Raw genomic sequence first — 25,888 nt, 5'->3', positions numbered from 1 at the left:
ATGTCCGTCAGGTGTCCGGAACGGGCCGCCTTGCGCGCACGTGAGAGGGTCGGACAACGGGGGAGACAAACCCCGTTCCCGCCGGTACGGTCCATCGGGCCGTGAGCGGCGCATGGCCGCCGGACGGGCGGTCGGGGGGTCGTCGGCGGAGCCGACGGGGAGGACGGACGATCATGGCAGGCGGGTACGGAACCGGCGAGCCGGGGCGGGACGGTGACGGCACGGCCGACCGGCCGGGGCCGCTGCCCCCGCGGATGGCCCCGCCCGGCGCGGCGGCCCCGTTCCCCGGACCTCCGGCCCCGCATCCCGCGACCGCCGGTCCCGATCCGGCCCGGGACGCGGCCGCCGGATACCGGCCGGCGTCCGCCGCCACCTACCCGGACCCGGCGGGCCAGCCCGGACACGACGCCGGTCACCGGCCCGCCGGTGGGACGTATCCCGGCCGGCCCGACCTCCCGGGTCCGGCCCACCCGTCGGCCCGCGCGGCGGCCTCCGTCGTGCCGGTCCAACCGACCCCGGCCGCGCCCCACCCGACCGGCGCCTCCTACCCGGGGCAGCCGAGCCCGGGGTCCTCCTCGTCGACCCAGCCGGCCTTCGGGCCCGCCTACCCGGGGCAGCCGACGTCGGGGCCGGTCTTCGCGGGCGGGCCGTCGTCAGGCCCGGCCCACTCGGCTCAGCCGACGTCGGTCCCGGCCTATCCGGGGCAGCCGACGTCAGGCCCGGTGTATCCGGGGCAGTCGGGGTCGGGTTCGGCGTATCCGGTGCAGCCGACCTCGGGCCCGGCGTATCCGGGCCAGCCCGCCTCCGCGTCGGCGTATCCGGGGCAGTCGGCGTCGGGGCCGGGGTATGCGGCGTACCCGGGTCAGGCGCCCGGCGGGTTCGGCGTGCCGCCCGTCGCGCACCCGGACCGGTCCGGCCGGCGCGGCCGGCTGCCGGTGGTGGCGCTGGTCCTGGCCGGTGTGCTGGCCGTGGTCACCGGCGTGCAGGCGTACCAGATCCACCGGCTCGACGACCGGCTCGCCGCCGCCGACCGGCGGACGGCCGAGGCGCAGGGGGCCGACGCCCGCCGGCTGGACGGGCTGGAGCAGCGCGCCGGAAGCCTGGAGAAGCAGGCCGGCGCCGCCTTCAACCCGGAGGCGGTGGCGAGCGCGGTGCTGCCCAGCGTGTTCCGGGTCCGGGCCGGGCAGTTCACCGGCACCGCGTTCGCGGTCGGCAAGGCGCCGGCCGGCGGCGGCACCACGCTGCTCACCAACTTCCACGTGGTGGAGGCCGTCTTCACCGCCGGCGAGCGCAAGGTGTTCCTGGAGCGCACCGACCAGCGGTTCGAGGCGACCATCGTCGCCACGGACAAGGAGAAGGACCTGGCGCAGCTGCGGACCACCGCGAAGTTCAGCGGCCTGGTCGCGGCGCGGACGCCGGTCAAGTCCGGCCAGCAGATCGTCGTGGTCGGCGCGCCGCTCGGTCTGCAGGACAGCGTCACCACCGGCGTGGTGAGCGCGTTCCGCAAGGACGAGGGCGGCTCCGGCCCGGTGATCCAGTTCGACGCGCCGATCAACCCCGGCAACTCCGGCGGTCCGGTGATCAACGGCTCCAAGGAGGTCGTGGGCATCGCCACGGCCAAGGCCCGCGACGCCGAGGGCATCGGTCTGGCGGTGCCGATCAAGACCGCCTGCGACCGGTTCAAGCTCTGCTGACCGATCGGTCCGGGTCGCCCCACGGGGGGCTCAGCACATCTGGAGGAACGACATGTCCCAGCCACCGATCGGAGCGGGGGACAACCCGCCCCCGCCGCCGGGCGGCACGGTCTACGGCAACCCGTACGGGGGCCAGGCCACGCCCCCGTCGTACGGGCCGGCCCAGCCCGACCCGACCCGACCCCAGCCGCCCGTGCCGGGCCAGTACGCGCCGGAGGCCGCTCCGGGCCAGTACGCGCCGGGCGCCGCCCCGGTCCCGGCCCCCGGCCAGCCGATGTCGGCGCCGCCGGTCTCCGGACCCGGGTACGGCCCGCAGCCGATGTCCGCGCCGCCGGTCTCCGGCCCGGGTTACCCGCCGATGTCGGCCCCGCCGGTCTCCGGACCCGGGTACGGGCCGCAGCCCATGTCCGGGCCGCCCGGCACCGTGCCGCCGTACGCCCCGACCGGGTTCGGTCCGCCGGCGGGCGCGCCGGCCGGCGGGGGCCGGGGACGGACGGCGCTGATCCTGGGGATCGTCGCCGGCCTGCTCCTGGTCCTCGGCGGCGTGATGACCGGCCTCTACGTCACCACCAACGGCAAGCTGGACAAGGCCGAGCGGCAGGTCAGCCAGCGCGACGGCACGATCGCGGCCAACTCGCAGGAGATCGAGAAGCTCAAGGGTGAGCTGAAGACGGTGCAGGAGCGGCTCGCCGACACCGAGCAGGACCTCACCGGCACCAAGAACGACCGGGACGAGCAGGCCCGGCAGAAGAAGGTCATCGCCAACTGCCTGGACAAGCTGACCACCGCGATCACGGCGGCGTCCCGCGGCGACAAGGCCGGCTTCGAGGCGGCCAACAAGGGCCTCGACAAGGTCTGCGACGAGGCCGAGAACTACCTCTGACCGCGCTTCACCCGGTCGATCACGAGGTGGGCGGCGTTCTGGATCTCCGGGATCGCCGTCGACCTCGTGGTCGACGGGTCAGGCGGCGCCGGCGCGGCGGGGCAGCGCCGTGACGCCGGGCGGCGGCAGGCCGGCGGTGGAGGCCAGCAGGGTGCACCAGCCGAGCAGGTGCGGGGCCAGGTCGGCGCGCAGCGGCGTCCAGGAGGCGCGGATCTCGATGTCGCCGGCGGCGGGCGGCCCGGCCAGCTCGCCGAACCGGGTGGAGAGCGTCTGCGTGACCGTGCCGCCGATCGCCCGGTGGCCGGCGCCCTGCGCGTCCAGCGCGTCGGTCAGCCAGGTCCAGCCCACGCTCGGCAGCAGCGGGTCGCTGGCCAGGTCGACCTCCAGTTCGGCGGTGACGTAGGTGACCAGCCGCAGCGTGCCCTGCCAGGCCTCGTGCCCGGCCGGGTCGTGCAGCAGGATCAGCCGGCCGGTGGCCACCTCGTCGTCGTCGCGCAGCACCGCGGCGGAGAGCGCGAACGCGTACGGGGCCAGGCGCTGCGGGGCGCCGACCTCCTCCAGCACGATCTCCGGGCGGGGTGTCGCCGACCGCAGCCCCGCGACCGCGCGAGCGAACGTTTCCGGGAGCGCGATCGGGGGGGCCATGCGGGCAGCCTATGCCGCCCCCGCCGTGCCGCGCGTGACGGCGCGCCGGGTGATCGACGGTTAAGAAGGGGCCCTTCCTCTACCGCAGGCGTTAAGCGGGGGCCCTTCCTTCTACGTCACAAATGCGGATGGTGAGCGTGGGCGCGGACGGGGCGCGTGGCACGATTGCCGCGATGACCACCGACACCACGGGCACTGCCGCCCGAGACGGAGAACCCCGCCGCGGCGGGCCGGCCGACTCGCCCTTCGTGCGCGCCTGCCGGCGCGAGCCGGGCCCGCACACCCCGGTCTGGTTCATGCGCCAGGCCGGCCGGTCGTTGCCGGAGTACCGGGAGATCCGGGCCAGCGTGCCGATGCTGGAGTCGTGCCGCCGGCCCGAACTGGTCACCGAGATCACGCTCCAGCCGGTCCGCCGGCACGGGGTGGACGCGGCGATCCTGTTCAGCGACATCGTGGTGCCGGTGGCGGCGGCCGGGATCGACCTGGACATCGTGCCCGGAACCGGGCCGGTGGTGGCCGAGCCGGTGCGGACCGCCGCCGACGTCGAACGGATCTCCCCGATCGGCCGCGACGAGGTGTCCTACGTGGACGAGGCGGTCCGGCAGCTCGTCGTCGAGCTGGGCGACACCCCGTTGATCGGCTTCGCCGGGGCGCCGTTCACGCTGGCCAGCTACCTGGTCGAGGGCGGGCCGTCGCGCACCCACGCGAAGACCAAGGCGCTGATGTACGGCGACCCGGACCTGTGGCACGCGCTCTGCGCCCGGCTGGCCGAGGTGACGCTGTCGTTCCTGCGGGTCCAGATCGACGCCGGCGTCTCCGCGGTGCAGCTCTTCGACTCCTGGGCCGGCGCGCTCTCCGAGGCCGACTACCGCCGCTTCGTGCTGCCGCACTCGACGTACGTGCTGGGCGGCCTGGCGGATGCCGGCGTGCCCCGGATCCACTTCGGGGTGGGTACCGGCGAGCTGCTCGGCGCCATGGGCGAGGCCGGCGCCGACGTGGTCGGCGTGGACTGGCGGACCCCGCTGGACGTGGCCACCGAGCGGATCGGGCCGGACAAGGCGGTGCAGGGCAACCTCGACCCGACCGTGCTGCTCGCCCCGTGGCCGGTGGTGGAGACCGAGGTGCGGCGCATCGTCGAGCAGGGCCGGGCCGCCCCCGGCCACGTGTTCAACCTCGGCCACGGCGTCCTGCCGGAGACCGACCCCGACGTGCTGACCCGGGTGGTCGCGCTGGTGCACGAGCTGTCCGCGCGACCGGCCCGCTAGGAGGAGCCGTGGCGCGACCGTGGCGGGTGGCGATCGTCGGTGGCGGGATCACCGGGCTGGCCGCCGCCGTCCGGTTGCGCGACCGCGCGCCCGCCGGCACCGAGATCACCGTGTACGAGCAGTCCGGCCGCCTCGGCGGCAAGCTGCGCACCGGTGAGCTGGCCGGTGGTCCGGTCGAGTTCGGGGCCGAGTCGTTCCTGATGCGGGACCCGGCCGGCGGGGAGTCGGCGGCGGTCACCCTGGCCCGCCGGCTCGGGCTGGACGCCTCGATCGTGCACCCGACCGTCGGGCAGGCCGCCCTGCTGGTCGACGGCGGGCTGCGCCCGGTGCCGGGCGGCACGCTCGTCGGCGTACCCGGGGATCTGGAGAAGGTGGCGGCGGTGGCGCGGCCGGCGGACGCCGACCGCGACGCGGGCCGCCCGCTGCTGGCGCCGGACGAGGACGTCGCGGTCGGGGCGCTGGTCCGCGAGCGGCTCGGCGACGCGGTGGTGGACCGGCTGGTCGACCCGATGCTCGGCGGCGTCTACGCCGGCCGGGCCGACGACCTCTCCCTGGTCACCACCATGCCGGCGCTGGCCCGCGCGGCCCGCGCCGAGCACACGCTCGTCGGTGCGGTACGCGCGGCGCAGGCCGCCGCGCCGCGCGCCCCCGGCGCCCCCGTCTTCGGCACCCTCGCCGGCGGGCTGAGCACGCTGGTCGAGGCCGCGGCGCGGGCGAGCGGGGCGACGATCCGCCGGGACGCGGCGGTACGCGAGCTGCGCCGCACCCCGACCGGCTGGCAACTCACCGTCGGGCCGACCCGCGACGCCGAACAGGTGGACGCCGACGCGGTGCTGCTCGCGGTGCCGGCCCGACCGGCCGCCCGGCTGCTCGCCGGCGCGGCGCCGGCCGAGGCGGACACCGTCGGCGCGTTGGACTACGCCAGCGTCGCCCTGGTCACGCTGGCGCTGCCCGGCCCGGACCTGCCGGAGCTGTCCGGCTTCCTGGTGCCGGCCGCCGAGGGCCTGCTGATCAAGGCGTCCACGTTCTTCACCACCAAGTGGGGGCACCTGCGCCGACCGGACGGGCTGGCGCTGGTGCGCGCCTCGGTGGGTCGCTACGGCGACGAGACGTCGCTCCAGCTCACCGACGACGACCTGGCCGCGGCCGTGCACCGGGAACTGTCGGCGGTGCTGGGCGCGCCGCTGCCCACCCCGGTGGCCCGGCACGTGCAGCGGTGGGGCGGGGCGCTGCCGCAGTACACCCCGGGGCACGCCGACCGGGTGGCGGCGGTCCGGACGGCGCTGCGCGGCGCCCACCCGACGCTGGCAGTGGCCGGCGCCGGTTACGACGGCGTCGGCATCCCGGTCTGCGTCCGCTCCGGCGAGACGGCGGCCGAAGAGATCATCACGGCACTGGGAGGATCGGCAGCATGACCGAGCAGACCAACGCGGCGCGGCTGCGGGAGCTCAACGAGACCATCCGCTACACCATGTGGTCGGTGTACCGGGCCACCAGCCCGCTGCCCTCGTTGCGGGAGAACGTCGTCGACGAGGTCGAGTCGCTCTTCGCGGAGCTGGCCGGCAAGGACGTGACGATCCGGGGCACCTACGACGTGGCCGGGCTGCGCGCCGACGCGGACCTGATGATCTGGTGGCACTCGTCGTCCAGCGACGCGCTCCAGGACGCGTACCTGCGGTTCCGTCGCACCACGCTGGGGCGGGCGCTCACCCCGGTCTGGTCGCAGATGGCGCTGCACCGGCCCGCCGAGTTCAACAAGAGCCACATCCCGGCGTTCCTGGCCGACGAGGAGCCCCGCGCCTACCTGTGCGTCTACCCGTTCGTCCGCTCCTACGAGTGGTACCTGCTGCCCGACGCCGAGCGGCGCGAGCTGCTGGCCGAGCACGGCAAGATGGCCCGGGGCTACCCGGACGTGCGGGCCAACACGGTCGCGTCGTTCGCGCTCGGCGACTACGAGTGGATGCTCGCGTTCGAGGCCGACGAGCTGCACCGGATCGTGGACCTGATGCGCGACCTGCGGGCCTCGGGGGCCCGCCGGCACGTCCGCGAGGAGATCCCGTTCTACACCGGCCGGCGCCGCCCGGTCGCCGACATCGTCACCTGCCTGGTGTGAAAGGAAGGGCCCCCTTTTAACGCCTCCGGTAGAGGAAGGGCCCCTTCTTAACACCGACGTGTTAAGAAGGGGCCCTTCCTTGATGCGGGGTGGTCAGGTGGACGTGGTGCAGGAGAGGATGCCCGGCACCGGGTTGGTGCCGGTCGTGGTGCCGGTGAAGCCGAACGAGGTGCTCGCCCCCGGGGCCAGCGCACCGTTGTAGGACACGTTGCGGGCCGTGACCAGGGTCCCGCTCGTGGTCACCGTGGCGTTCCACGCCGAGCTGACCTGCTGCCCGTTCTGGTAGTTCCAGCTCACCGACCAGCCGCGGATCGGCGACCCGCTGCCGTTGGTCACCTTCACCTCGGCCTGGAAGCCGCCGCCCCACTGACCGGTGATCTGGTAGGTCGCGGTGCAGCCCCCGGCCGGGTTCGGCGTGCTCGGCGGCGTGGTCGGACCGCCCGTCGGCGAGGTGGTCGGCGAGGAGGTGGGCGACGCGGTGGGCGTGCTGGTCGGCGACGGGCCGGCACCGCCGAAGTCCACGTCACTGCACAGGTAGTAGGACTGGTCCAGGTGGCTGGCCTGCCAGATGGTGTAGACGATGTGCCGGCCGGTGCGGCCCGGCGCGTTCGCCGGCACCTGGATGGACACGCCCGAGGTCTCCGGGGTCCACTGGCTGGCCGGGGTGTTGCCGATCTGGCCGACCTGCTCCAGGTCGCTCCAGCGCAGCGGCGTGGTCAACGCGTTGAAGCCCTGCTTGGTCACGTACACCCGGATGTAGTCGGCGCCGTGGCTGGCCTGGTCGAACAGCTTGATCCGGAAGTTGTTGGAGATGGACGTGGTCTTCCAGGCGCCGACCGTGTCGAGCGCGTTGTAGCGGCCGGCGGAGGTGCGCCCGCCGCTGCACAGCTGGCCGTCCGGGATGGCGCCCTGGTGGTTGCCGGCGACGCCCTCGCGGAACAGGCCGTTCCAGTTCCACATGGCGCTCGGGTCGGCCTGCCAGGCCTGCCAGCACATCGGGTCCTGGGTGGCCATCGCCGGGTTCTGGAAGTCGCCGCCCCAGCGCTGCCAGCAGCCGTAGTTGCGCGACGCCGGGTCGACCACCGACCCGTGCGCCGACGCCGGGCCGGAGAACGCGGTGGTGAGCAGCGCCGCGACGACCGCGCAGACGCCGAGGATCGCCGCCGCGAGCGGGACGCGACGGCGGTACGGAGTGGACATGTGAAGCCTCCGGGGTGGTGGGATGTCGGTGCCCGACGCCCGGACTGTCGGGAGTTGCCCTCTCCCGCGTGGCGGCTCCGTCCGCACGGTGCCACATGAAGCGACAGACGTCAATTAGTTGGGATTCCGGCGCATCGGGGTGTGCGGGATGCCGTCCTCCACGTAGCCGGGGCCGTCGACCGCGAAGCCGTGCCCGGCGTAGAACGCCACCAGGTGCGTCTGCGCCTCCAGCACGCACGGCCGCTCGCCCACCTCGGCCAGCGCCCCGGTCATCAGCGCGCCGGCCAGGCCCGCGCCGCGGGCGGCCGGCGCCACCACCACCCGCCCGATCCGGGCCACGCCGGCGGGGTCGGCCAGGATCCGCAGGTACGCCAGCACGGCGCCGTCGCGGGTCAGCCAGAGGTGGCGGGTGCCGGGCTCGACGTCCCGGCCGTCGAGTTCCGGGTAGGGGCAGGACTGCTCGACCACGAACACGTCGATGCGCAGCCGGAGCAGGTCGTGGAAGGTGCGGGCGTCCAGTTCGGTGAACGCCGCGACGTGTGAGTCGACGGACGGCGGCATCCCGCGATGTTAGGTCGCGTCCACCTCGGCGGTGGACTCGACGTCGGGGCGCGCCGGCGCGGCGACCCCGGCGGAGCGGGCGGCGCCGACGCGGCGGGCCACCGTGCCGACCACGCCCACCGCCACCAGGGCGGCGACCACGGCGGCCACCCCCCACGGTCCGAGGCGGGCCAACCCGTCGCTCACCCAACCCTGCACCCGGCCGGCCGCGGCGATCACCGGGTCGTCCGCGCCGCCGCCGGCGAACAGGCGCACCTCGTACCAGCCGTACCAGGCCACATAGCCGCCGGTGAGCACGAGCAGCACGCCGGCGAGCCGGCCGAGCAGCGGCGCGGCGCGGCGGGTGCGCCGGACCAGCGACTCCCGGGCCAGCGCCACGGCGAGCGCGGCGGCGCCGACCGCCAACCCCATGCCCAGGGCGTACGCCACGAAGAGGCCCATGCCGGCGAGCGGACTGCCGGCCCGGAAACCGGCGACCACCACGGCCAGGAACGGGCCGATCGTGCACCCGAGCGACGCGACCGCGTACGCCGCGCCGAAGAGGGCCATCGAGCCGAACCGGGCCCGTACCGCGGGACCGGCCGCCGGACGCGGGGTGAACGCCGGCAGTTGTCGGCCCGTGAACAGCCAGACGCCGGCCGCCACCAGCGCCACCCCGATCAGCACCGACACCCAGGGCAGGCGACGCGCCACCGCGTCCGCGGCCGGGCCGGCGAGCAGGCCGAACGTGCCGAAGACCGCGACGAAGCCGACGGTCATCGCGGCGGTCAGGGCCAGCGCCCGGCCCACCGGCGCGAGCGGCCCCCGGGCGGCCGCCGGGCCCTCGCCCGACACCAGCACCGACAGGTACGCGGGCAGCAGCGCGAAGCCGCACGGGTTCACCGCGGCGAGCAGGCCGGCGGCCAGGGCCAGGCCGTAGGGGGCGTCGGGCATGTCAGGTCAGCCCGGCGACCCGACGGCGCAGCTCCGCCTGGGACAGCGCGCCGGAGTGCGTCACCCGGCCAGCGGAGTCCAGCAGCACGTACCACTCCTGGCTGCGGACACCGAACCGGCGCCACACCTCGCCCTCGTCGTCGGCCAGGTTGGGGAACTCCGCGATGCCGGTGTCGCCGGCGAACCGTCGCATCGCCTCGTCGCCGCTGCCCAGCCCGGCCACCCCGATGAGGTTGACCCGGTCGGCGTGGTCCCGGCGCAGCGCGGCCACGTCCCCGGCGACGCCCCGACAGCGGCCGCACCAGGCCGCCCAGAACCACAGCACGGCCGGCTTCCCGGCCAGGGCGCTGCCGGCGAAGGGCTTCCCGTCGATCGTGCGTACCGTGAAGTCCAGCACGGCCGGGACCGGCGCGGCGGCGGAGCCGGTGGGCGCGGCGGTCGTCCCGGCGGGTGTCGTGGGCGCCGACGTCGGGGTGGCCGGGGCCGACTCGGCGGCCGGGCGGTCGGCCCCGGCGCAGCCGGCGAGGGCGAGAACGGCGGTCAGTGTCAGTGGCAGCAGCGACGATCCGGTGGCGGGCATGGCCGGATGCTAACCAGGCCCGACCGGCGGCGACCCTTACTGCTCACTTACGGCTCGTCTAGGCGGGGCGGGCGCCGACCGCGTCGCGGATCTCGGCGCCCTGGTCGCCCTCGACCGCCCGCGCGCAGTGGGCGCAGCAGAAGAAGCGGCCGGAGACCTCGACGCCGTGCCCGACGATCTTGATCTGGCAGTGCTCGCACACCGGCGCCATCTTGTGCACCGCGCACTCGAAGCAGTCGAACGTGTGCCGGGACCCGTCGACCGTGCGCACCTCGAACGCCATCCAGTAGTCGTTGCCGCAAACTTCACAGGTAGCCATGCGAAACCCCCCGAAAACGGACCTGTCACCCCAGGGTCGCGTGATCGACACACCAGGGCAACCGGAACGGGCGAACCTGGTCCGGCCCGACGGCGAGTCGCTCCCGGCGTGTCGTGCGTTGACAGTGGTGACCGCTGCAAATCCGGAGGATCCGTGATCAAGCGCAACAAGCTCTTCGGCAACCAGACCCGGGTGACCTTCTCCCTCCCGCGGGACGCCCCGGCCGGCACCGTCAGCGTGGTCGGCTGCTTCAACGGGTGGGAGCCGGGCCGGCACGAGCTGGTGCCGCGCCGCGACGGCACCCGGACCGTGACCGTGCGGCTCGGCCCGGGGGAGTACCGCTTCCGCTACCTCGCCACCGGTGGCGTCTGGCTCGACGACGAGGCCGCCGACCAGGTGGACGAGGCCGGCGGCCTGCTGCGGCTCTGAGCGCGGTCAGCCGCCGGTCGGCTCCAACCGCACCGAGATCGAGTTGACGCAGTGCCGGGTGTCCTTCGGGGTGAAGCCCTCACCCTCGAAGACGTGCCCCAGGTGACTGTCGCACCGGGCGCAGCGGATCTCCGTGCGCCGCATGCCGAGCGTGTTGTCGGGGATCTCCTTGACCGCACCCGGGATGGCGTCGTCGAAGCTCGGCCAGCCGCAGTGCGAGTCGAACTTGTCCTGGCTGCGGAACAGCTCCAGCCCGCAGGCCCGGCAGTGGTAGACGCCGGGGGTCTTGGTGTCGACGTACTCGCCGGTCCAGGGCGCCTCGGTGCCGGCCTCCCGGAGCACCCGGAACTCCTCCGGGCTCAGGCGGACGCGCCACTCGTCCTCGGTGCGGGGCAGTTCGTTGTCGGAAAGACTCACCCGTCAACGGTACGTCGGCTGTCGGTGCCATCGCATATGGTCGCGGGATGGCGGGCAGGAGTGCGGTCGAGGAGATCGAGGTCGCCGGGCACACCGTCCGGCTCAGCAGCCCCGACCGGGTGATCTTTCCCCAGCGTGGCTTCACCAAGGCCGACGTCTTCCGCTACTACCTGGCGGTGGGCGACGGGATCAGCCGCGCCCTGCGGGACCGGCCGACCACGCTCCAGCGCTTCCCCGAGGGCATCGAGGGGGAGATGTTCTTCCAGAAGCGGGTGCCCACGCGTGGCGTACCCCCGTGGATCCGCACCGCGGAGATCAGCTTCCCCAGCGGCCGGAAGGCCGACGAGCTCTGCCCGGCCGACCTCGCGCACGTCGCCTGGGCAGCGCAGATGGGCACGGTCGTGTTCCACCCGTGGCCGGTGCGCGCCGCCGACACCGACCGGCCGGACGAGCTGCGCGTCGACCTCGACCCGCAGCCCGGCACCGACTTCGCCGACGCGGTGACCGCCGCCGGGGAACTGCGCGGGCTGCTCGACGAGCTGGGGGTGCCCGGCTGGCCGAAGACCTCCGGTGGTCGGGGCGTGCACGTCTACCTGCGCATCCAGCCGCGCTGGACGTTCGTGGAGGTGCGCCGGGCCACCATCGCGCTGGCCCGCGAGCTGGAACGACGCCGGCCCGAGCTGGTCACCACCGCCTGGTGGAAGGAGGAGCGGGGCCGGCGCGTCTTCGTCGACTTCAACCAGACCGCCCGCGACCGCACCATCGCCTGCGCGTACTCGCTGCGGGCCAACGCCCGCGCCACCGTCTCCACCCCGGTCGAGTGGGACGAGCTGCCCGAGGTCGACCCGGACGACTTCCACCTGGGCACCGTGCCGGCCCGGTTCGCCGAGCGGGGCGACCCGCACGCCGGCATCGACGACGCGCCGTGGGACATCACCCCGCTGCTGGAGTGGGCCGAGCGGGACGCCGCCGACGGCCTCGGCGACCTGCCCTACCCTCCGGAATACCCCAAGATGCCCGGCGAGCCGAAACGGGTCCAACCCTCCAAGGACCGCGACCGCCCGCGCCCCTGAGCCGCCCGTCGACGAGGGAGGCCGCCGATGAGAGCCGTGAAAACGGGAGCGCCGGGCCGACGACGGCGACGCTGGCCCTGGGCCCTGGCCGGGGTGGTCGTCCTGCTGCTCGTCGCGGGCGCGGTGCTGGTCCGGGCCTACCCCTCGGTCGCCGCGACCACCTGCCCCCGCTGCTACGGGATGGTGCCGGTGCGGGACCGCCTCTATGTCGAACCCGGCCGGTCGGACGCCGACCGGCAGCGGCTCGTCGACGTGTACGACGCGGCGACCCGGCGGGTCGACGACTTCTACCGGGGGCGCCGGAGCGACCCGACGGTGCTCGCCTGCTTCACCCCCGGTTGCTACGAGCGGATCGGTGGCGGTGGCGAGCGGGGGATCGCCATCCTCGACCAGGCGCTGATGCTCTCGCCCCGCGGCATCGACCCGGTGATCGCCGCGCACGAACTGTCGCACGTCGAGTTGCACGTACGGCTCGGCGCCCGCGCCGGCGACGTTCCCCAGTGGTTCGACGAGGGTCTCGCCGTCCTCGTCGCCGACGACCGGCGCTACCTGTTGCCGCCCACCGAGCCGGACCGCTGCCGCGACGCCTCGCCGGGGCCGCTGCCGGAGACGCTGGACGCCTGGTTGCGGGCCGCCGGGGCGGACGAGCAGGTGTACGCCCGGGCCGCCTGCCGGGTCCACCGGTGGGTAATTGCGCACGGCGGGCCGCGGGCCGTGCTCGACCTGATCGACCGGCTCCGCGCCGGGGACGACATCGCCACGCTCGTCACCGACTGACCGGACCCGACCGCACGACGGGTGGGGTGGGCGGAGGTGGCAGGGGTAACGATCATGTAACGGGCGCGAACCTTTTCCGGCCCTTCACCGCTCTTCCTGGTCATCGGCCCGTCGGGGGCCACGGGAGGGGTCGGATGAGACTGGTATGGAGGCGGGCCAGGGCGGCGCGGGGGCTGCTGGTCGCCGCGATCGCCGCGGCGCTGGTCGCGATCGCCCTGGTGGCCGGTCTCACCGAGTACAACCGCAGGGCGGTCGAGGCCGGCCAGCAGGCGTTGCTCAACGGCGCCCCGCTGGAGGAGCGCAGCCTGCTGCTGACCGGTCCCGCCGGACGCGACGCCGCGGAGGCGGCGGAGCGCGACCGGAAGGTCCGTGACGGCTTCGCCGACGGTTTCGGTGGCGCCCGGGTCGACGTGTACGGGGCCCGGTACGGCTCGGGGCGGCAACTCACCGGCGATCTCGGGCCGAGGCCCCAGGACGACGATCTCGTCTTCGCCAACCTGGCCACCCTCGACGACCTCGCGGCGCACGCCGAGCTGACCGCCGGGGCCTGGCCGGCGGCCGGCGCCCGCCCGCTCCAGGTCACGCTGCCGGAGAAGGTCGCCGGCGCGCTCGGCATGGCCGTCGGTGACCGGGTGCCGATGCTCGACCGGAGCACCGACCGGGCCGGCGAGGTGGTGCTCGTCGGCACCTGGCGGCCCCGCGACGCCACGGAGGCCTACTGGCAGTTGGCGCCCGGTGTCGGCGCCGGCAGTGCCCCGGCCTCGGACACCTCGTACGGCCCGTTCGTGCTGGACCCGGCGGACTTCACCAGGACCTTTCCGAGCCTGGTGTCCGCGTGGTGGGTGGTGCGGCCCGACCTCCCCGCGGTGGCCGGACAGGGCCGGCTGCTGGACGTCCGGGACGCGCTACCGGCGGCCGTCACCGGAGTGCCGGCGGCGGCCGGGCTCGGCGACTCCGCCCAGGTCGTCACCGCGATGGACCGGCTGCTCGGGCGGGCGGCCGGCGCCGACCTGGTGGGCCGGTCCTCGCTGGCCACGCCGGTCCTGCTGATCGTGGTGCTCGGCGGGTACGCCTTGATCCTGGTGGCCGCGCTCCTGCACGCCGACCGGCGCAACCAGACCGCCCTGCTCCGGGCCCGTGGCGCCGCCCGACACCAGTTGGCCGGCTTCGCGGCCCGGGAGGCGGCGCTCGTCGTGCTGCCGGCGGCCGTGGTCGGCCCGTTGGTCGCCGACGCCGCCCTGCAGCGGGTCGGCGCGTCCGCCGACGGCGGCCTCACGGCGCTCTGGCTGGCGGCCGCGCTGACCGGGGCCGGATGCCTGGTCGCGATGGTCGCCCCGACGCTGCGGAGCACCGGCACCTACGTCGCGGACATGGCGGCCCGGTCGCGGCCCACCCGGTCCGCCGCCGTGCAGCGGGCCAGTCTGGATCTGGTGCTGGTGGGCTTCGCGGTGCTCGCCTGGACCCAGCTGCGGCAGTACTCCTCGCCGATCTCGGGCGCGGCCGGACGACTGGGCATGGATCCGCTGCTGGTCGCCGCGCCGACACTCGGCGTCCTGGCCGGCGCCGTGGTGGCGCTGCGGCTGCTGCCACCCGCGACCCGCTTCGCCGAACGGTTCGTCGACCGCCGGCTGTGGACCGCGACGATCCTGGGCATGTGGCAGGCGGGCCGCCGCCCGCACGCCGGTCCGGTGCTGCTGCTCGCCCTCGCGGTCGGCGGCAGCACACTGGCCTGGTCGCTGGTGGCCACCGGCGAGCGTTCCCAGGTCGACCAGGCCGACCACGTGGTCGGCGCCGATCTGCGGCTGACCGAGCGCGGCGGGGTCGCTCCGCCCGGTCGGCCGGCGGAGGTCGCGGCGCTGCCGGGCGTGCGGGCGGCCCTTCCCGGGTGGCGGGACGAGATCCGGGTCGGCCGGGCGGACCTGCCCGCCACGGTGGTCAGCCTCGACGCGGCGGGCGCCGCGGGCGTGGTGCGCCTGGACGACCGGCTGGTCACCGAGCCGGTGCCGGCGTTGTTCGACCGGATGGTCCGGTCGCGCGGCCCGGCTGCCGGCGTCGTGCTGCCCGAGGACGCCCGGTCGATCACCGGCTCCGTCCGCACCTGGGTACGCGACGCGGTCGCCCCCCAGCGGGTGCAGGTCTGGCTGCTCGTGACCCGCGCGGACGGACTCGCCCTGCGGCTGCCGGTGGGCACCGGGGACGAGTCGGGTCGACGGGTGCCGTTCCGCATCCCGCTCCCCGCCGCCGGTGAGCTGCGGCTGGCCGGTTTCGAGGTCGACGGCGGGGACGTGGCCGGGACCGCGTACCGACTCGGGGTGAACGACCTGCGCGTGGTCGACGCCGCCGGCACGGCCCGGCCGCTGTCCCTGGGCGCCGACTGGAAGGCGATCGGGGCGGCGGCCGGCCCGAGGACCAGGGTCGACGCCACGGCTACCGGCCTCACCGTCGAGAACGACGTCGTGCTGGTGGCCGGCGGGCAGTTCGCGTACCAGGAGTCCTCACGCTTCGCCGTGGTGCCGACGGGTGAGGCCCGTCCGGTTCCCGCGCTGTTGACCCCCGGGGTGCGCGAGGCGCTCAGCCTGCGCCCGGGGGAGACGGTCACCCTCTCGTTGTCGGGGGTGTCGCTGCCGGTGACCGTGGCCGGCGAGGTGGACGCCGTGCCGTCGGCCACCGGCGAGGGCGTGCTGCTGGACATGCCGGCGGCGACCGACTGGCTGATCCGCGAGAGCGGCGCCGTGCGGCCGGTGCAGGAGTGGTGGCTCGGCGCCGACGACGACGGCGCCCGGCAGGCGGCCGGGGAACTGGACGGCGTGAGCGTCCTCGACCGGCGCCAGACGGCCGACCGGGCCGCGGCCGATCCGTACTGGCAGGGGGCCCGCACGGGGTTGCTCGTCGCGGCGCTGGGCGCGGTGCTGCTGGCGCTCGTCGGGCTGCTCGTGGACGTGTGGGCCACCGCCCGGCGTCGCCTGGGCGAGTTCGCCGTCCTGCACACGCTCGGCGCCACGCCCCGCCTGCTGGCCCGGGCGCTGCTGGCCGAGCAGACCTTTCTGGCGGGCATCGGGGTGGGCGTCGGGCTGCTGCTCGGGGCCGGTGTCGGCGTGACGATGGCCCCGCTGGTCATCCTCACCCCGTCGGCCACCCGGCCGGTGCCCGAGGCGGCCTTCGTCCTGCCGTGGCTGCCGGTCGGGCTCACCGCGGCGGGCCTCCTGCTGGCGGCGCTGGCCTTCAGCGCGTTCATCGCCTTCGGCATCCGGCAGCGGGTGGCGGCGGCACAGCTGCGAATCGGGGGAGACCAGTGACCGGTTGGAGCAGGGCGGCCCGCGACGTGGAGGAGGCCCGATGAGCATCGGCGCGGTCGTCCGCCGGGTCCGTGCGTACGGCGGACAGTTCCTGCTGCTCGCCGCCCTGGCGGCGGTCACGTTGGCGCTGATCGCCGGCGTGCCGCGGTTGGTGAACGGACGCACCGAGGCGGGCCTGCAGAGTTTCCTGCGGAGCCAGCCGGCCACCGTCCGCGACGTGACGTACGCGACCGACACGATCTTCAACGCGGGTAACGGCACGTCCCTGATGGAGGCGTTCGCGGCCGACCTGCCGCGGCTGCAGGACGAGATGCCGCCGCCGGTGCGGGCGCTGGTCGACCGGCGGTGGTTCACCGCGGAGACCGATCCGGGCCGGCTGACCGGGCCGGACCTCGCCGCGCGGAACCTCCTGGTCGATCTGAGCCTGCGGAGCATGCCGGGCGTCGCCGAGGCGGGCCGCCTGACCGGCGGGCGCTGGCCGGACCCGGCGGCGACCGCCGAGGACCCGGTGGAGGTCGCGCTGGCCGCCGAGGTGGCCGGCAAGCTGAACCTGCGGGTCGGCAGCACACTCACCCTCGCCGGGCCCCAGTCGGCGACCCCCGAGGGCGCCCCGGATCCGGTCCGGGCGCTGGTGGTGGGCGTCTTCGAGCCCCGCGACCGCGCCGGGGGGTTCTGGGACGGGCTGCCCCAGGCACTTCGCGTCATCGAGCCGACCGGCGACGCGGAGCCCTTCGTCGCGCTCGGCGTGGTCGACCCGGCGACGCTGGACCGGCTCTCCGCCGACGGGTGGGGCCTGCGGTTCGCCTGGCGCTACCGGATGGGCGCGAGCGGGATCCACGCGGTGGACGCGGACCGGCTCATCGGCGACGTCGACCGGATGGGCCGGCAGGCCCAGGGCCGCGCGTTCACCCAGGGACTCGACATCCCGCTGCGGCAGTTCCAGGACCAGGTGGCGTCCGTCCGTACGGTCCTCGCGGTGTCCGCCACCGGCGCGCTGGGTGCGCTGGCCGGCCTGGTGATCCTGGCGGCCGGGCTGACCGTACGCCGCCGGCGTACCGAGTTCACCCTGCTGCGGGCGCGCGGCGGCACCGCCCTCGTCGGAGCCCGGCGCAGTCTGTCCGAGTCGTTGCTGGTGCTGCTGCCGGCAGCCGGCGCCGGCTTCGCGCTCGGGAACCTCGCGCCCGGCCCGGCCGCGGAGTCGGCGCCCGCCGCCGCCGTGGCCGCCACCCTGCTGATCGTCCTGGCGCTGCCGCTGGCGACCCTCGCCCTGCCGACCGGCGTCGCGCAGCGGCGGGACCTGGTGACGATGCGTCCGTCGGCACGACGGATCACCATGGAGGCCGGGCTGGTGCTGCTCGCCGTGATCGGCGTGCTGCTGCTGCGCCGGCGTGGTCTGGTACCCGGCGTGGTGGACCCGCTCCTGGTGTCGGTTCCGGTGCTGCTCGCGGTCGCCGCGGCGGTGCTGACGATCCGGCTGTACCCGTGGCCGCTGCGACTGCTCGGCCGACTGGCCGCCCGGACCCGGGGCAGCGTCGCCTTCCTCGGCTCCGCGCGCGGCGCCCGCGCCGTGGTCACCACACCGCTGGTGGTCGTGGTGCTGGCGGTCGCCAGCGCCGCGTTCTGCGGTGTGGTCGCCGCCGGGGTGGAGGCGAGCCGGGACCGGGTGGCCGCGCGGCAGGTGCCGGCGGACGGGCTGATCCGGGGTGAGCGGCTCGCCCCGGACACCGGTGCGGAGCTGGCGCGGCTGCCGGGCGTACGGCGGGCCTCCCCGATCCTGCAGGAGGCGGGCCAGCGGCTCGCCACCGACGAGGACGGCACCGACCTGCGGGTCGGTGAGGTGAGCGTGCTGCTGGTGAACGGGCCGGAGCTGGACGCCCTGGTCCGGGACGCCGACGTGCCGGTCGGGGTGCCGGACGCGCTGCTCGGCAGCGGCGACGCGGGACCGCTGCCGGCGGTCGTGTCGCCGGCGGTCGCGGCGGATCTGGCCGCCGCCGGCCGCGACGGCTCCGCCTTCGTCGGTGTGCAGGGGCAGCGGTACGAGTTCCGGGTGGCCGCGCGGGCGGACAGCTTCCCGCTGCTGCGCGGCGAGACGACCCGGTTCGTCGTCCTGCCGTGGCAGCAGCTGCCCCGCCGGACGACCGACGTGACGCCGACCGGCTTCCTGGTGGCCGGCGACCGGCTCGACGTGTCGGAGCTGCGCCGGGTCGGCAACGAGGGGCAGCGCCGCTTCGCGCGGGGCGGGACGATCGTCGGACGGGAACAACCGCTCGACGTCGAGGTGACCACCTGGACGCAGGCGCGTCGGCAGGTCGGCGAGGGCGGGGTGAACGCGGTCCTCGGCTTCGGCTTCACCGCCGGCGCCGTCGTCGGGACGGCGTTGGGCCTGCTGGCCGTCGCGTTCGTGGTGCTGGCCGGCGCCCGCGCCCGGGGGCAGGCGCTGTCCCAGCTGCGCACGCTGGGCCTGTCCCGGGGCCAGTCGCGTGGGCTGCTGCTGGTGGAGCTGGGTCCGTTGGTCGGCGTGGCGGTGGTCACCGGCGCGGTGGTCGGGGCGCTGCTGCCGCTCCTGCTCAATCCGGTGCTCGGCCTGTCCGCCTTCACCGGCGGCGCACCCGTCGAGGTGGCGTTCGAACCACGCCTGGTCGTCGGCGTCGTCGTGCTCGGTGCGGTCGCCCTCGGCTTCGCGATCGTCGTCGAGGCCCTGAACAACCGTCGGACGCGCCTCGGCGAGGCGCTCCGGCTCGGAGAGGAGAGCTGATGACCACTACCGCGAGCACCGCGGCGGTGCCGGACCTGGCCGCGCTCCAGCGGCAGGCCGCCCGCCGGGCGGCCGAGCGAGCCGGCGGAGAGGACCGCCTGCGCGGGCACATCGTCTGCGACGGCCTGGTCCGCATCTTCAAGACCGAGGGCGTGGAGGTCGTCGCCCTGCAGGGACTCGACCTGGTCATCGACCGGGGTGAGCTGGTCGCGATCGTCGGCGCCTCCGGCTCCGGCAAGTCCACCCTGCTGAACATCCTGTCCGGGTTGGACACGCCGACCGCCGGCATCGCCCGGGTCGCCGACTACGACCTGCTCGCGCTGTCGCACAAGAAGCGGCTGGCGTACCGGCGGGAGATGGTCGGCTTCATCTGGCAGCAGACCGGCCGCAACCTGCTGCCGTACCTGAGCGCGGTGGAGAACGTGGAACTGCCGATGAAGCTGGCCGGGCGGCACGGCGGCCGGCGGGAGCGGCGGGAGCGGGCACGCCGGCTGCTCGACCTGGTCGGGGTCGGCTACTGCGCGGACCGTCGACCAGGTCAGATGAGCGGCGGCGAGCAGCAGCGGTGCGCGGTGGCCGTGGCGGTGGCCAACGACCCGGAGATCCTCTTCGCCGACGAGCCGACCGGCGAGCTGGACGAGGCCACCGGCGCGGAGGTGTTCGCCGCGCTGCGCACCATCAACGCCGAGCTGGGGGTGACCATCGTGGTGGTCACCCACGACCACGCCGTGGCCGGGCAGGTCCGCCGGACCGTCGCCATCCGCGACGGGCGGACCGCCTCCGAGGTACGCCGGACCGCGCGGGCCACCGCCGACGGCGGCACCGAGCTGGTCAGCGAGGAGTACGCGGTGCTCGACCGGACCGGCCGGATGCAGTTGCCGGCGCCGTTCGTGGAGGCGCTGTCGCTGCGGGACCGGGTCCGGCTCAACCTGGAGCCCGACCACGTCGAGGTGCGGCCCGGCGACCGGACGCACGCCGAGGAGAGTGAGTGATGACCGAGCGGACCGTGGTGCTGCCGGCGACGAGCGTCGAGGACGTGGTGCGGGTCGAGGGGGTGAGTCGCACCTTCGGCCGGGGCGAGCACGCGGTGCACGCCGTGCGGGACGTGTCGTTCACCGCCGGGCGCGGCGAGCTGGTCGCGGTGCGCGGCCGCTCCGGGGCCGGCAAGACCACGCTGCTGAACCTGATCGGCGGCCTGGACCGGCCGGACGCCGGGCGGATCGAGGTGGCCGGGCACGAGGTCACCGCCGCCGGGGAGAAGGAGCTGCTGGCGCTGCGCCGGGGCACCGTCGGCTTCGTCTTCCAGACGTTCGGGCTGGTGCCGATCCTGTCCGCGGCCGAGAACGTCGGGGTGCCGCTGCGGCTGGCCAAGGTGCCGGCGGCCGAGCGGGAGCAGCGGGTGGCGGTGCTGCTGGAGCTGGTCGGGCTGGGCGGGCACGCCGCGCAGCGCCCGTACGAGCTGTCCGGCGGGCAGCAGCAGCGGGTGGCGGTCGCCCGGGCACTGGCCAACGAGCCGGACCTGCTCATCGCCGATGAGCCGACCGGCCAGCTCGACTCCGAGACCGGCCGCTCGATCATGGACCTGCTCCGGGCCGTGGTACACGCCCGGGGCATGACCGCGCTGGTCGCCACGCACGACCCGGCGCTGATCGAGATGGCCGACCGGACCCTCACGCTGCGCGACGGCCGGCTGGTGGTCGACTGATCCGTCCGGCCGGGCGGGTCAGAGCGCCAGCTTCATGCCCTCGTGGCTGGCGACGAAGCCGAGGCCGCGATAGAACCGGTGCGCGTCGGCGCGCCGCTTGTCGGTGGTGAGCTGCACCAACGCGCAGCCGCGCGCCCGAGCCTGGTCGATCGCCCAGCGCATCATGGCCCGGCCCAGCCCCCGGCCGCGCAGGTCGGAGCGGACCCGCACGGACTCGATCAGGCACCGTTCCGCGCCGTGCCGGCCCAGCCCGGGGATGTACGTGAGCTGGAAACAGCCGGCCGGCTCGCCGTCGACCTCGGCGACGACCAGGTGGTTACGGGGGTCGGCGTCGAGGTCGGCGAAGGCCCTCTCGTAGGCGGCGTCCACCTCGGGCAGGTCGCGGTCGCGGCCCAGCACGTCGTCGGCGAGCAGGGCGAGCACGGCCGGCAGGTCGGCCCGGGTGGCCTCCCGGAAGATCACATCGGTCACCCCGGCAGCCTGGCACAGCGACACCGGGCGATGGGAATGCGGCGCTTGCCGGCACCGGGCAGCATGACGCCATGGACCTCCTGCTGCCGTTCCGCTGGATCTACCGGGGCCTGGTCTGGTTCGCCAACTCGCCGCGCACGCTGATCACGTCGTACCTGTTGATGATCGTGGTGGCGGGCGTGCTCTACAGCCACTTCGAGCACAAGAGCGCCCCGGACTCGGTCTGGTGGGCGGTGGTGACCGCGTCGACCGTCGGGTACGGCGACATCTCCCCGACCACGTTCGGCGGCCGGGTCCTGGCCGCGCTGCTCATCTCCACCATGGTGCTGCTGGTGATCCCGCTGATCACCGCGCACTTCGCCAGCCGGCTGATCGTCGACGACGACGCGTTCGAGCACGCCGAGCAGGAGGAGCTGAAGGCGGACGTGCGGCGGCTGCGGGTCCTGGTCGAGGAGATGGCCGCCCGGCAGGGCGTCGTGCTGCCCGAGCCGCCCCGTCCGGTGCCCGAGGTCGCGCCCGGCGACCGCCGCCGGCGCCGCCGCCGGTGAGGCGGCCTCAGCACCCGTCCAGCCAGCTGCGCAGCGCCCACCACCAGTGCACGGTCTGCGGCACCGTGCACCGCGCCCCCTCCTCGACCGGCGGGCCGCCGGTCACCTCCCGGAGCCGGCGCAACCGGTAGCGCACCGTGTTCGGGTGCACGTGCAGCGCGGCGGCGGTCTGGTCCAGTCGCTGGCCGTGATCCAGCCAGGCGAGCGCGGTGGTGGCCAGCTCCCGGTGGAACTCGTCGGCCGGGTCGAGCGGGCCGAGCAGCGTCGCCCGCAGCAGCTCGGCCAGGGCCGGCTGGGCGGCCAGCGCTGTCTCCCCGGCCAGGTCGGTCACCTGGCGCAGCCCGCGCAGCCGCCGGTGCGTGGCGGTACGCAGCGCCGCCAGGCAGAGCGCGTACATCGCCGGGGCGCGGGCCAGCGGCTGCGCCGGCGTCACCAGCGCGAGCAGGTCGGCCGGCGCGGCGCCGGGCAGCCGGGGGAGCAGGCCGGCCAGCCGGTCCTCGACGGCGCCGAGCAGACCGCCGTGCCGGGCGAGCTGCCGGTGCAACGCGTGCGCGCGGACCGGATCCGGCGCGGCGGCGACGAGGCAGTGGTAGCGCCCGTCCGGTCGTAGCCCGAACCGGGCCAGCTCCGCCGCCGGCGTGTCGTCGGGTCCGTCGATCAGCAACCGGCGCAGCAGGTGCGCCCGGGCGGCCGGGCCGCCGCGGACCAGCTCCCGTTCGGCCTCCCGGTGCCCGTCGACCACGGCCCGCTCCACCGCGGCGGCGTACCGGCCGATGGTGAGCAGTCCCTCGACGAGCACCTCGTCGGGGATGCCGGCGTCGCGGCCGTGCCGGACCACCAGCTCCACCGCCCGGTCCCGCCCGGCCTGCACGCCGCGCAGCAGGCCGGCGACGGAGACGCCCTGCGCCGCCCGGTCGGCGCCGAGCCGGCGGGCCTCGGTGAAGTCCCGGCCGGCGGGGTCCTCGCGGCGCTCCAACGCGCCCAACCCGCTGCTCAACAGCAGCACGACCTGCCGGCGGACCTCGGCGGCCGGGAGGCGGTCCACCTCCGGGGAGTTCGCCCGGGCGGCCCGGGCCACCTCGTCCACGGCGGCGGCGTCGGCGGCCAGGTGGCGCAGCAGCGCGCCGAACGCGGGGGCGCTTCCGGTCCGGGTCATCGGCGCCCGCCGTCCTCCCGTTGTCGTCGCGGCACAACCGGGCCGGTCGGGCGTTGGCGTCCGGTGCCTAGCCGGGCCGGCCGTCCGGTTGCTCTCCTGGTTGTTACCGAAAGGTAACACCGATCGAGCCGTTGAGAAACGTCGATGTCGCACCGGCTGCCAGGAGGCGTCCATGACCCCCGTGCCACCCCGCCCGTCCCGATCCCGCCGCCGCGCCGTCCTCGCCGCGCTGGCCGCCCTCGCCCTCGCCGCGCCCAGCCCGCTGGTGGCGGCACCCACGCCCGCCGCTGCCGCCGCGCTCCAGGAGGTGATGTTCGTCGGCAACAACTGGGACGGCACCGCCGACGTCATCCGCTCCCGGGGCGACTACGCCAGGCTCGGCCGGATCAACGTGATCCCGGACCGGGCCGCGCGGCTGCGCGAGATCTACCTCAACCCGATCCGGCTGGCGTTCTTCCTCGGCATCCGGCAGGGACCGGGGGAGGGACACGACCAGTTCGTCGACGACATGTACACCACCCCGGACGGCACCGCCCTGGTGGTGTCCCGGCCCAGCTTCGCCGACGTGGTCTCGATCGACCTGGCCACCGGCGCGATCCGCTGGCGGTTCCCGGTCTCCGGCTACCGCGCCGACCACATGGCCGTCTCGCCCGACGGCACCCGGGTCGCGGTCTCCGCCTCCACCTCGAACACCGTGCACGTGCTGGACATCCGCACCGGGGCGCAGCTCGGCTCGTTCGGCACCGGCGACAAGCCGCACGAGAACGTCTTCACCCGCGACGGGCGGCTGTGGAACATGTCCATCGGCGAGGTCAACACCGACCTGGACGCGCCCTGGCTCGACTGGACCAAGGGTGACCGGCGGATCACCGTCGCCGACGCCACCACGTACCAGGTGGTCAAGGTGATCGACATGCGTGACCGGCTGGACGCCGCGGGCCGCCGGGACCTCTCCGACGCGGTCCGCCCGGCGGTGTTCACCCCGGACGGCGGCACGCTCTACTTCCAGGTCTCGTTCTTCAACGGCCTGGTCGAGTACGACGTGGCCACCGACCGGATCACCCGGGTCACCACGCTGCCGAAGAACCCGGCGACCAGCGACGACCGCACCACCTGGGTGAACGACTCGCGGCACCACGGCCTGTCGGTCAGCCCCGACGGCACGCGGCTCTGCGTCGCCGGCACCATGGACGACTACGCGACGGTGGTGGACCGGGCCACGCTGCGGGAGGGCCCGCTGGTGCCGGCCAGCAAGCCGTACTGGGCCACGGTCAGCGGCGACGGCCGGGACTGCGTGATCTCCGAGTCCGGCGCGGACCGGGTCACCGCGATCACCTTCGCCACCGGGCAGAAGGTGGCCAGCGTCCCGGTCGGCGACCACCCGCAGCGGGTCCGCATCGGGCACCTGCCGGAGGGCTGGACCCCGCCGGCGGCCGGCTGACCGGCCGCCACGCCGTCACCGGGCGGGGCAGCGCAGCCCCTCCCGGGGGACGGTGAGCGAGATCAGGTACGCGTCGACGGCCGCGGTCACGCACGAGGTCTGCGGGTAGGCGGTGTGCCCCTCGCCCTCCCAGGTGAGCACCCGACCGACGCCCAGCATCGAGGCCAGCGCGGCGGTCTGCTCGTAGGGCGTGGCCGGGTCGCCGGTGGTGCCGACCACCAGGATCGGCGGCGCGCCGGTCGCCCGCCCGGTCGGGTAGGGGTCGCGCCCGCCGGGCCACTCCACACAGCCGAGCATCCCCACGGCCAGCGCCGGACCGAACAGCGGGTATTTCTGGCGCCACTGCGACTGCAACGACCGCACCTGCTCCCGGGTCGGCTTCTCGGTCTCGTCCGCGCAGTTGACCGCCATGTTGGCGTCGAACAGGTTGGAGTAGTGGCCGTCGTCCTCGCGACCCGCGTACGCGTCGGCCAGCTTGAACACCCCGTCCGGGTCGCCGCCCTGCAGGTCGTCGATCGCCCGGGCCAGCTCCTGCCAGCCCTGCTCGGTGTAGAGGGAGGAGATCACCGCGTAGAACACCCAGCCGGCGGTGGCCTCCCGGCCGCCCTGGCCGCGTACCGGGGAGGTGGTGGCCTTGTCGATCGCGGCGGTGACCGCGCCGCGGGCGTCCGGCGCGATCGGGCAGCGGCCGGCGTTCGCCGCGCACCACCGGGAGAAGTTGTCGAACGCCCGCTCGAAGCCCTTCGCCTGGCTCTCCGACCCGGCGATCAGCTTCTGCCGGGGGTCGACCGCGCCGTCGAGCACCAGGGCCCGCACCCGCTGCGGGTAGAGCTGGGCGTAGGTGGCGCCGAGCAGGGTGCCGTAGGAGTAGCCGAGGTAGGTGAGCTTGTCGTCGCCGACCGCCGCGCGCACCGCGTCCATGTCCCGCGCGGCCTGCTCGGTGCCGTAGAGCCGGAGCTGGTCGCCGTACTTGGCGCCGCACCGCTGACCGATGCGCCGGTTGAGGTCGACGAAGCCGTCGAAGGACGCCTGGCTCTCCGGATCGGGGTCGTAGCCGAAGCTGGCGTCCAGGTCGGCGTCGGGGATGCACTTCACCGGGCTGGACCGGGCCACCCCGCGCGGGTCGAAGCCGACGATGTCGAACCGGTCGGTGACCGCCGCCGGCAGACCGCCGAACGCCGGGCCGAAGGAGAGATAGACCGCCGTGTCGACGCCGGACGCGCCGGGGCCGCCCGGATTCACCACCAGCGACCCGATCCGGTCGCGCTGCTTGGTGGAGCGGATCCGGATCAGCGCGATCTCGAACGTCTCGCCGGTGCCCGGCCCGGCGGTGGCGCCGGTGGTCGCGCCGGTGCCCCAGTTGCGGGGCACGGCGATCCGGGCGCACTCGTAACGCATGTCGGCCGCGCCCCGACCGACCAGCTCGTCGGGCACCTCCGGGCAGGACCGCCAGGTGGGCGCGCTGCCCGGCGGGGCCGCCTCGCCCTCGCTCTCGGCGCGCGGGGCGAACGCCGGCAGCGTGCAGCCGGCGGTGAGGACCACCGCGGCCACGAACGCGGCCACTGTGGGCCGGAACCGGCGGGTCCGGTCGGGGAAGCCTGTCACGTGGGCGCCTTCCATGATCGTG

General features: G+C 75.2%; 24 protein-coding genes. 14 read left to right on the top strand and 10 right to left on the bottom strand.

Annotated elements, in window-relative coordinates; translation table 11 throughout:
* Window positions 1-173: 173 nt before the first annotated feature.
* Window positions 174-1,694, top strand: coding sequence for a trypsin-like peptidase domain-containing protein (locus CO540_RS11065; RefSeq protein ID WP_099161968.1), 1,521 nt, complete (start codon window positions 174-176; stop codon window positions 1,692-1,694).
* 52 nt (window positions 1,695-1,746) lie between these two features.
* Window positions 1,747-2,577, top strand: a complete 831-nt coding sequence (locus CO540_RS11060; RefSeq protein ID WP_099161967.1) for a hypothetical protein — start codon at window positions 1,747-1,749, stop codon at window positions 2,575-2,577.
* A 78-nt stretch (window positions 2,578-2,655) separates the two neighbouring features.
* On the opposite strand, the gene CO540_RS11055 is transcribed toward CO540_RS11060, so the two are convergent.
* Window positions 2,656-3,222 (bottom strand): DUF3000 domain-containing protein, encoded by a 567-nt coding sequence (locus CO540_RS11055; RefSeq protein WP_091579455.1) that lies wholly within the window; start codon window positions 3,220-3,222, stop codon window positions 2,656-2,658.
* Between the two features lie 173 nt (window positions 3,223-3,395).
* Here CO540_RS11055 and hemE point away from each other — a divergent pair, with 173 nt between their 5' ends.
* The 3 genes from hemE to hemQ are packed head-to-tail and all read left to right on the top strand — an operon-like array spanning window position 3,396 to window position 6,600.
* Window positions 3,396-4,487: a uroporphyrinogen decarboxylase gene (gene hemE / locus CO540_RS11050; protein ID WP_172967827.1), complete on the top strand. Its 1,092-nt coding sequence runs from the start codon at window positions 3,396-3,398 to the stop codon at window positions 4,485-4,487.
* An 8-nt stretch (window positions 4,488-4,495) separates the two neighbouring features.
* Window positions 4,496-5,902 carry a protoporphyrinogen oxidase gene (hemG, locus tag CO540_RS11045; RefSeq protein ID WP_099161965.1) on the top strand — a complete coding sequence of 469 codons (1,407 nt, stop codon included), beginning with the start codon at window positions 4,496-4,498 and terminating at the stop codon, window positions 5,900-5,902.
* A complete protein-coding gene (gene hemQ / locus CO540_RS11040) occupies window positions 5,899-6,600 on the top strand; it encodes a hydrogen peroxide-dependent heme synthase (RefSeq protein ID WP_091579442.1) in 702 nt (233 codons plus the stop codon). Before hemG ends, hemQ begins: the two co-directional genes overlap by 4 nt.
* Before the next feature lie 93 nt (window positions 6,601-6,693).
* On the opposite strand, the gene CO540_RS11035 is transcribed toward hemQ, so the two are convergent.
* The 5 genes from CO540_RS11035 to CO540_RS11015 all read right to left on the bottom strand — a co-directional run bounded on the left by CO540_RS11035 (window position 6,694) and on the right by CO540_RS11015 (window position 10,193).
* A complete protein-coding gene (locus tag CO540_RS11035) occupies window positions 6,694-7,800 on the bottom strand; it encodes a lytic polysaccharide monooxygenase (RefSeq protein ID WP_099161964.1) in 1,107 nt (368 codons plus the stop codon).
* Between the two features lie 114 nt (window positions 7,801-7,914).
* A complete protein-coding gene (locus CO540_RS11030; RefSeq protein ID WP_099161963.1) occupies window positions 7,915-8,361 on the bottom strand; it encodes a GNAT family N-acetyltransferase in 447 nt (148 codons plus the stop codon).
* A gap of 9 nt (window positions 8,362-8,370) precedes the next feature.
* A complete protein-coding gene (locus CO540_RS11025) occupies window positions 8,371-9,294 on the bottom strand; it encodes a cytochrome c biogenesis CcdA family protein (RefSeq protein WP_099161962.1) in 924 nt (307 codons plus the stop codon).
* A gap of 1 nt (window position 9,295) precedes the next feature.
* Window positions 9,296-9,874, bottom strand: coding sequence for a redoxin domain-containing protein (locus tag CO540_RS11020; RefSeq protein WP_099161961.1), 579 nt, complete (start codon window positions 9,872-9,874; stop codon window positions 9,296-9,298).
* 58 nt (window positions 9,875-9,932) lie between these two features.
* On the bottom strand, window positions 9,933-10,193 hold the full coding sequence (locus tag CO540_RS11015) for a Prokaryotic metallothionein (protein ID WP_091579424.1): 261 nt from the start codon (window positions 10,191-10,193) through the stop codon (window positions 9,933-9,935).
* Window positions 10,194-10,346: 153 nt separating this feature from the next.
* On the opposite strand from CO540_RS11015, the gene CO540_RS11010 reads away from it, so the two are divergent.
* Window positions 10,347-10,622, top strand: coding sequence for an isoamylase early set domain-containing protein (locus CO540_RS11010; RefSeq protein WP_091579420.1), 276 nt, complete (start codon window positions 10,347-10,349; stop codon window positions 10,620-10,622).
* Window positions 10,623-10,628: 6 nt separating this feature from the next.
* Here the strand turns inward: CO540_RS11010 and msrB are convergent, their stop codons facing one another.
* Entirely contained in the window at window positions 10,629-11,039 is a 411-nt protein-coding gene (gene msrB / locus CO540_RS11005) for a peptide-methionine (R)-S-oxide reductase MsrB (RefSeq protein WP_091579416.1), read from the bottom strand.
* A gap of 47 nt (window positions 11,040-11,086) precedes the next feature.
* On the opposite strand from msrB, the gene ligD reads away from it, so the two are divergent.
* From ligD to CO540_RS10975, 6 genes are all read left to right on the top strand, one after another.
* Window positions 11,087-12,112: a non-homologous end-joining DNA ligase gene (gene ligD, locus CO540_RS11000; protein ID WP_099161960.1), complete on the top strand. Its 1,026-nt coding sequence runs from the start codon at window positions 11,087-11,089 to the stop codon at window positions 12,110-12,112.
* Between the two features lie 27 nt (window positions 12,113-12,139).
* Window positions 12,140-12,889, top strand: a complete 750-nt coding sequence (locus CO540_RS10995; RefSeq protein WP_157779105.1) for a hypothetical protein — start codon at window positions 12,140-12,142, stop codon at window positions 12,887-12,889.
* A gap of 134 nt (window positions 12,890-13,023) precedes the next feature.
* Entirely contained in the window at window positions 13,024-16,185 is a 3,162-nt protein-coding gene (locus CO540_RS10990; protein ID WP_099161958.1) for an ABC transporter permease, read from the top strand.
* A 40-nt stretch (window positions 16,186-16,225) separates the two neighbouring features.
* Window positions 16,226-18,940: an FtsX-like permease family protein gene (locus CO540_RS10985; protein ID WP_099161957.1), complete on the top strand. Its 2,715-nt coding sequence runs from the start codon at window positions 16,226-16,228 to the stop codon at window positions 18,938-18,940.
* Window positions 18,940-19,932 carry an ABC transporter ATP-binding protein gene (locus tag CO540_RS10980; protein ID WP_091579393.1) on the top strand — a complete coding sequence of 331 codons (993 nt, stop codon included), beginning with the start codon at window positions 18,940-18,942 and terminating at the stop codon, window positions 19,930-19,932. Before CO540_RS10985 ends, CO540_RS10980 begins: the two co-directional genes overlap by 1 nt.
* Window positions 19,932-20,645 carry an ABC transporter ATP-binding protein gene (locus CO540_RS10975; protein ID WP_099161956.1) on the top strand — a complete coding sequence of 238 codons (714 nt, stop codon included), beginning with the start codon at window positions 19,932-19,934 and terminating at the stop codon, window positions 20,643-20,645. Before CO540_RS10980 ends, CO540_RS10975 begins: the two co-directional genes overlap by 1 nt.
* A gap of 18 nt (window positions 20,646-20,663) precedes the next feature.
* Here the strand turns inward: CO540_RS10975 and CO540_RS10970 are convergent, their stop codons facing one another.
* The gene (locus CO540_RS10970; RefSeq protein WP_099161955.1) at window positions 20,664-21,116 is read right to left on the bottom strand and encodes a GNAT family N-acetyltransferase; all 453 of its coding nucleotides are present in this window, start codon (window positions 21,114-21,116) and stop codon (window positions 20,664-20,666) included.
* Between the two features lie 71 nt (window positions 21,117-21,187).
* Between CO540_RS10970 and CO540_RS10965 the strand changes: the two genes are divergently transcribed.
* Window positions 21,188-21,664 (top strand): potassium channel family protein, encoded by a 477-nt coding sequence (locus CO540_RS10965; RefSeq protein WP_099161954.1) that lies wholly within the window; start codon window positions 21,188-21,190, stop codon window positions 21,662-21,664.
* 7 nt (window positions 21,665-21,671) lie between these two features.
* Here the strand turns inward: CO540_RS10965 and CO540_RS10960 are convergent, their stop codons facing one another.
* Window positions 21,672-22,820, bottom strand: a complete 1,149-nt coding sequence (locus CO540_RS10960) for a CdaR family transcriptional regulator (RefSeq protein ID WP_099161953.1) — start codon at window positions 22,818-22,820, stop codon at window positions 21,672-21,674.
* Window positions 22,821-22,992: 172 nt separating this feature from the next.
* Here CO540_RS10960 and CO540_RS10955 point away from each other — a divergent pair, with 172 nt between their 5' ends.
* Complete coding sequence (locus CO540_RS10955) at window positions 22,993-24,261, top strand: YncE family protein (RefSeq protein ID WP_099161952.1); 1,269 nt, start codon at window positions 22,993-22,995, stop codon at window positions 24,259-24,261.
* Between the two features lie 15 nt (window positions 24,262-24,276).
* On the opposite strand, the gene CO540_RS10950 is transcribed toward CO540_RS10955, so the two are convergent.
* A complete protein-coding gene (locus CO540_RS10950; protein WP_172967826.1) occupies window positions 24,277-25,881 on the bottom strand; it encodes an alpha/beta hydrolase in 1,605 nt (534 codons plus the stop codon).
* Window positions 25,882-25,888: the final 7 nt, after the last annotated feature.

The sequence above is a fragment of the Micromonospora sp. WMMA2032 genome, assembly GCF_002688545.1.
Classification (GTDB): Bacteria; Actinomycetota; Actinomycetes; order Mycobacteriales; family Micromonosporaceae; genus Micromonospora; species Micromonospora sediminicola.
This window is presented reverse-complemented; position numbering and strand designations above follow the sequence as displayed.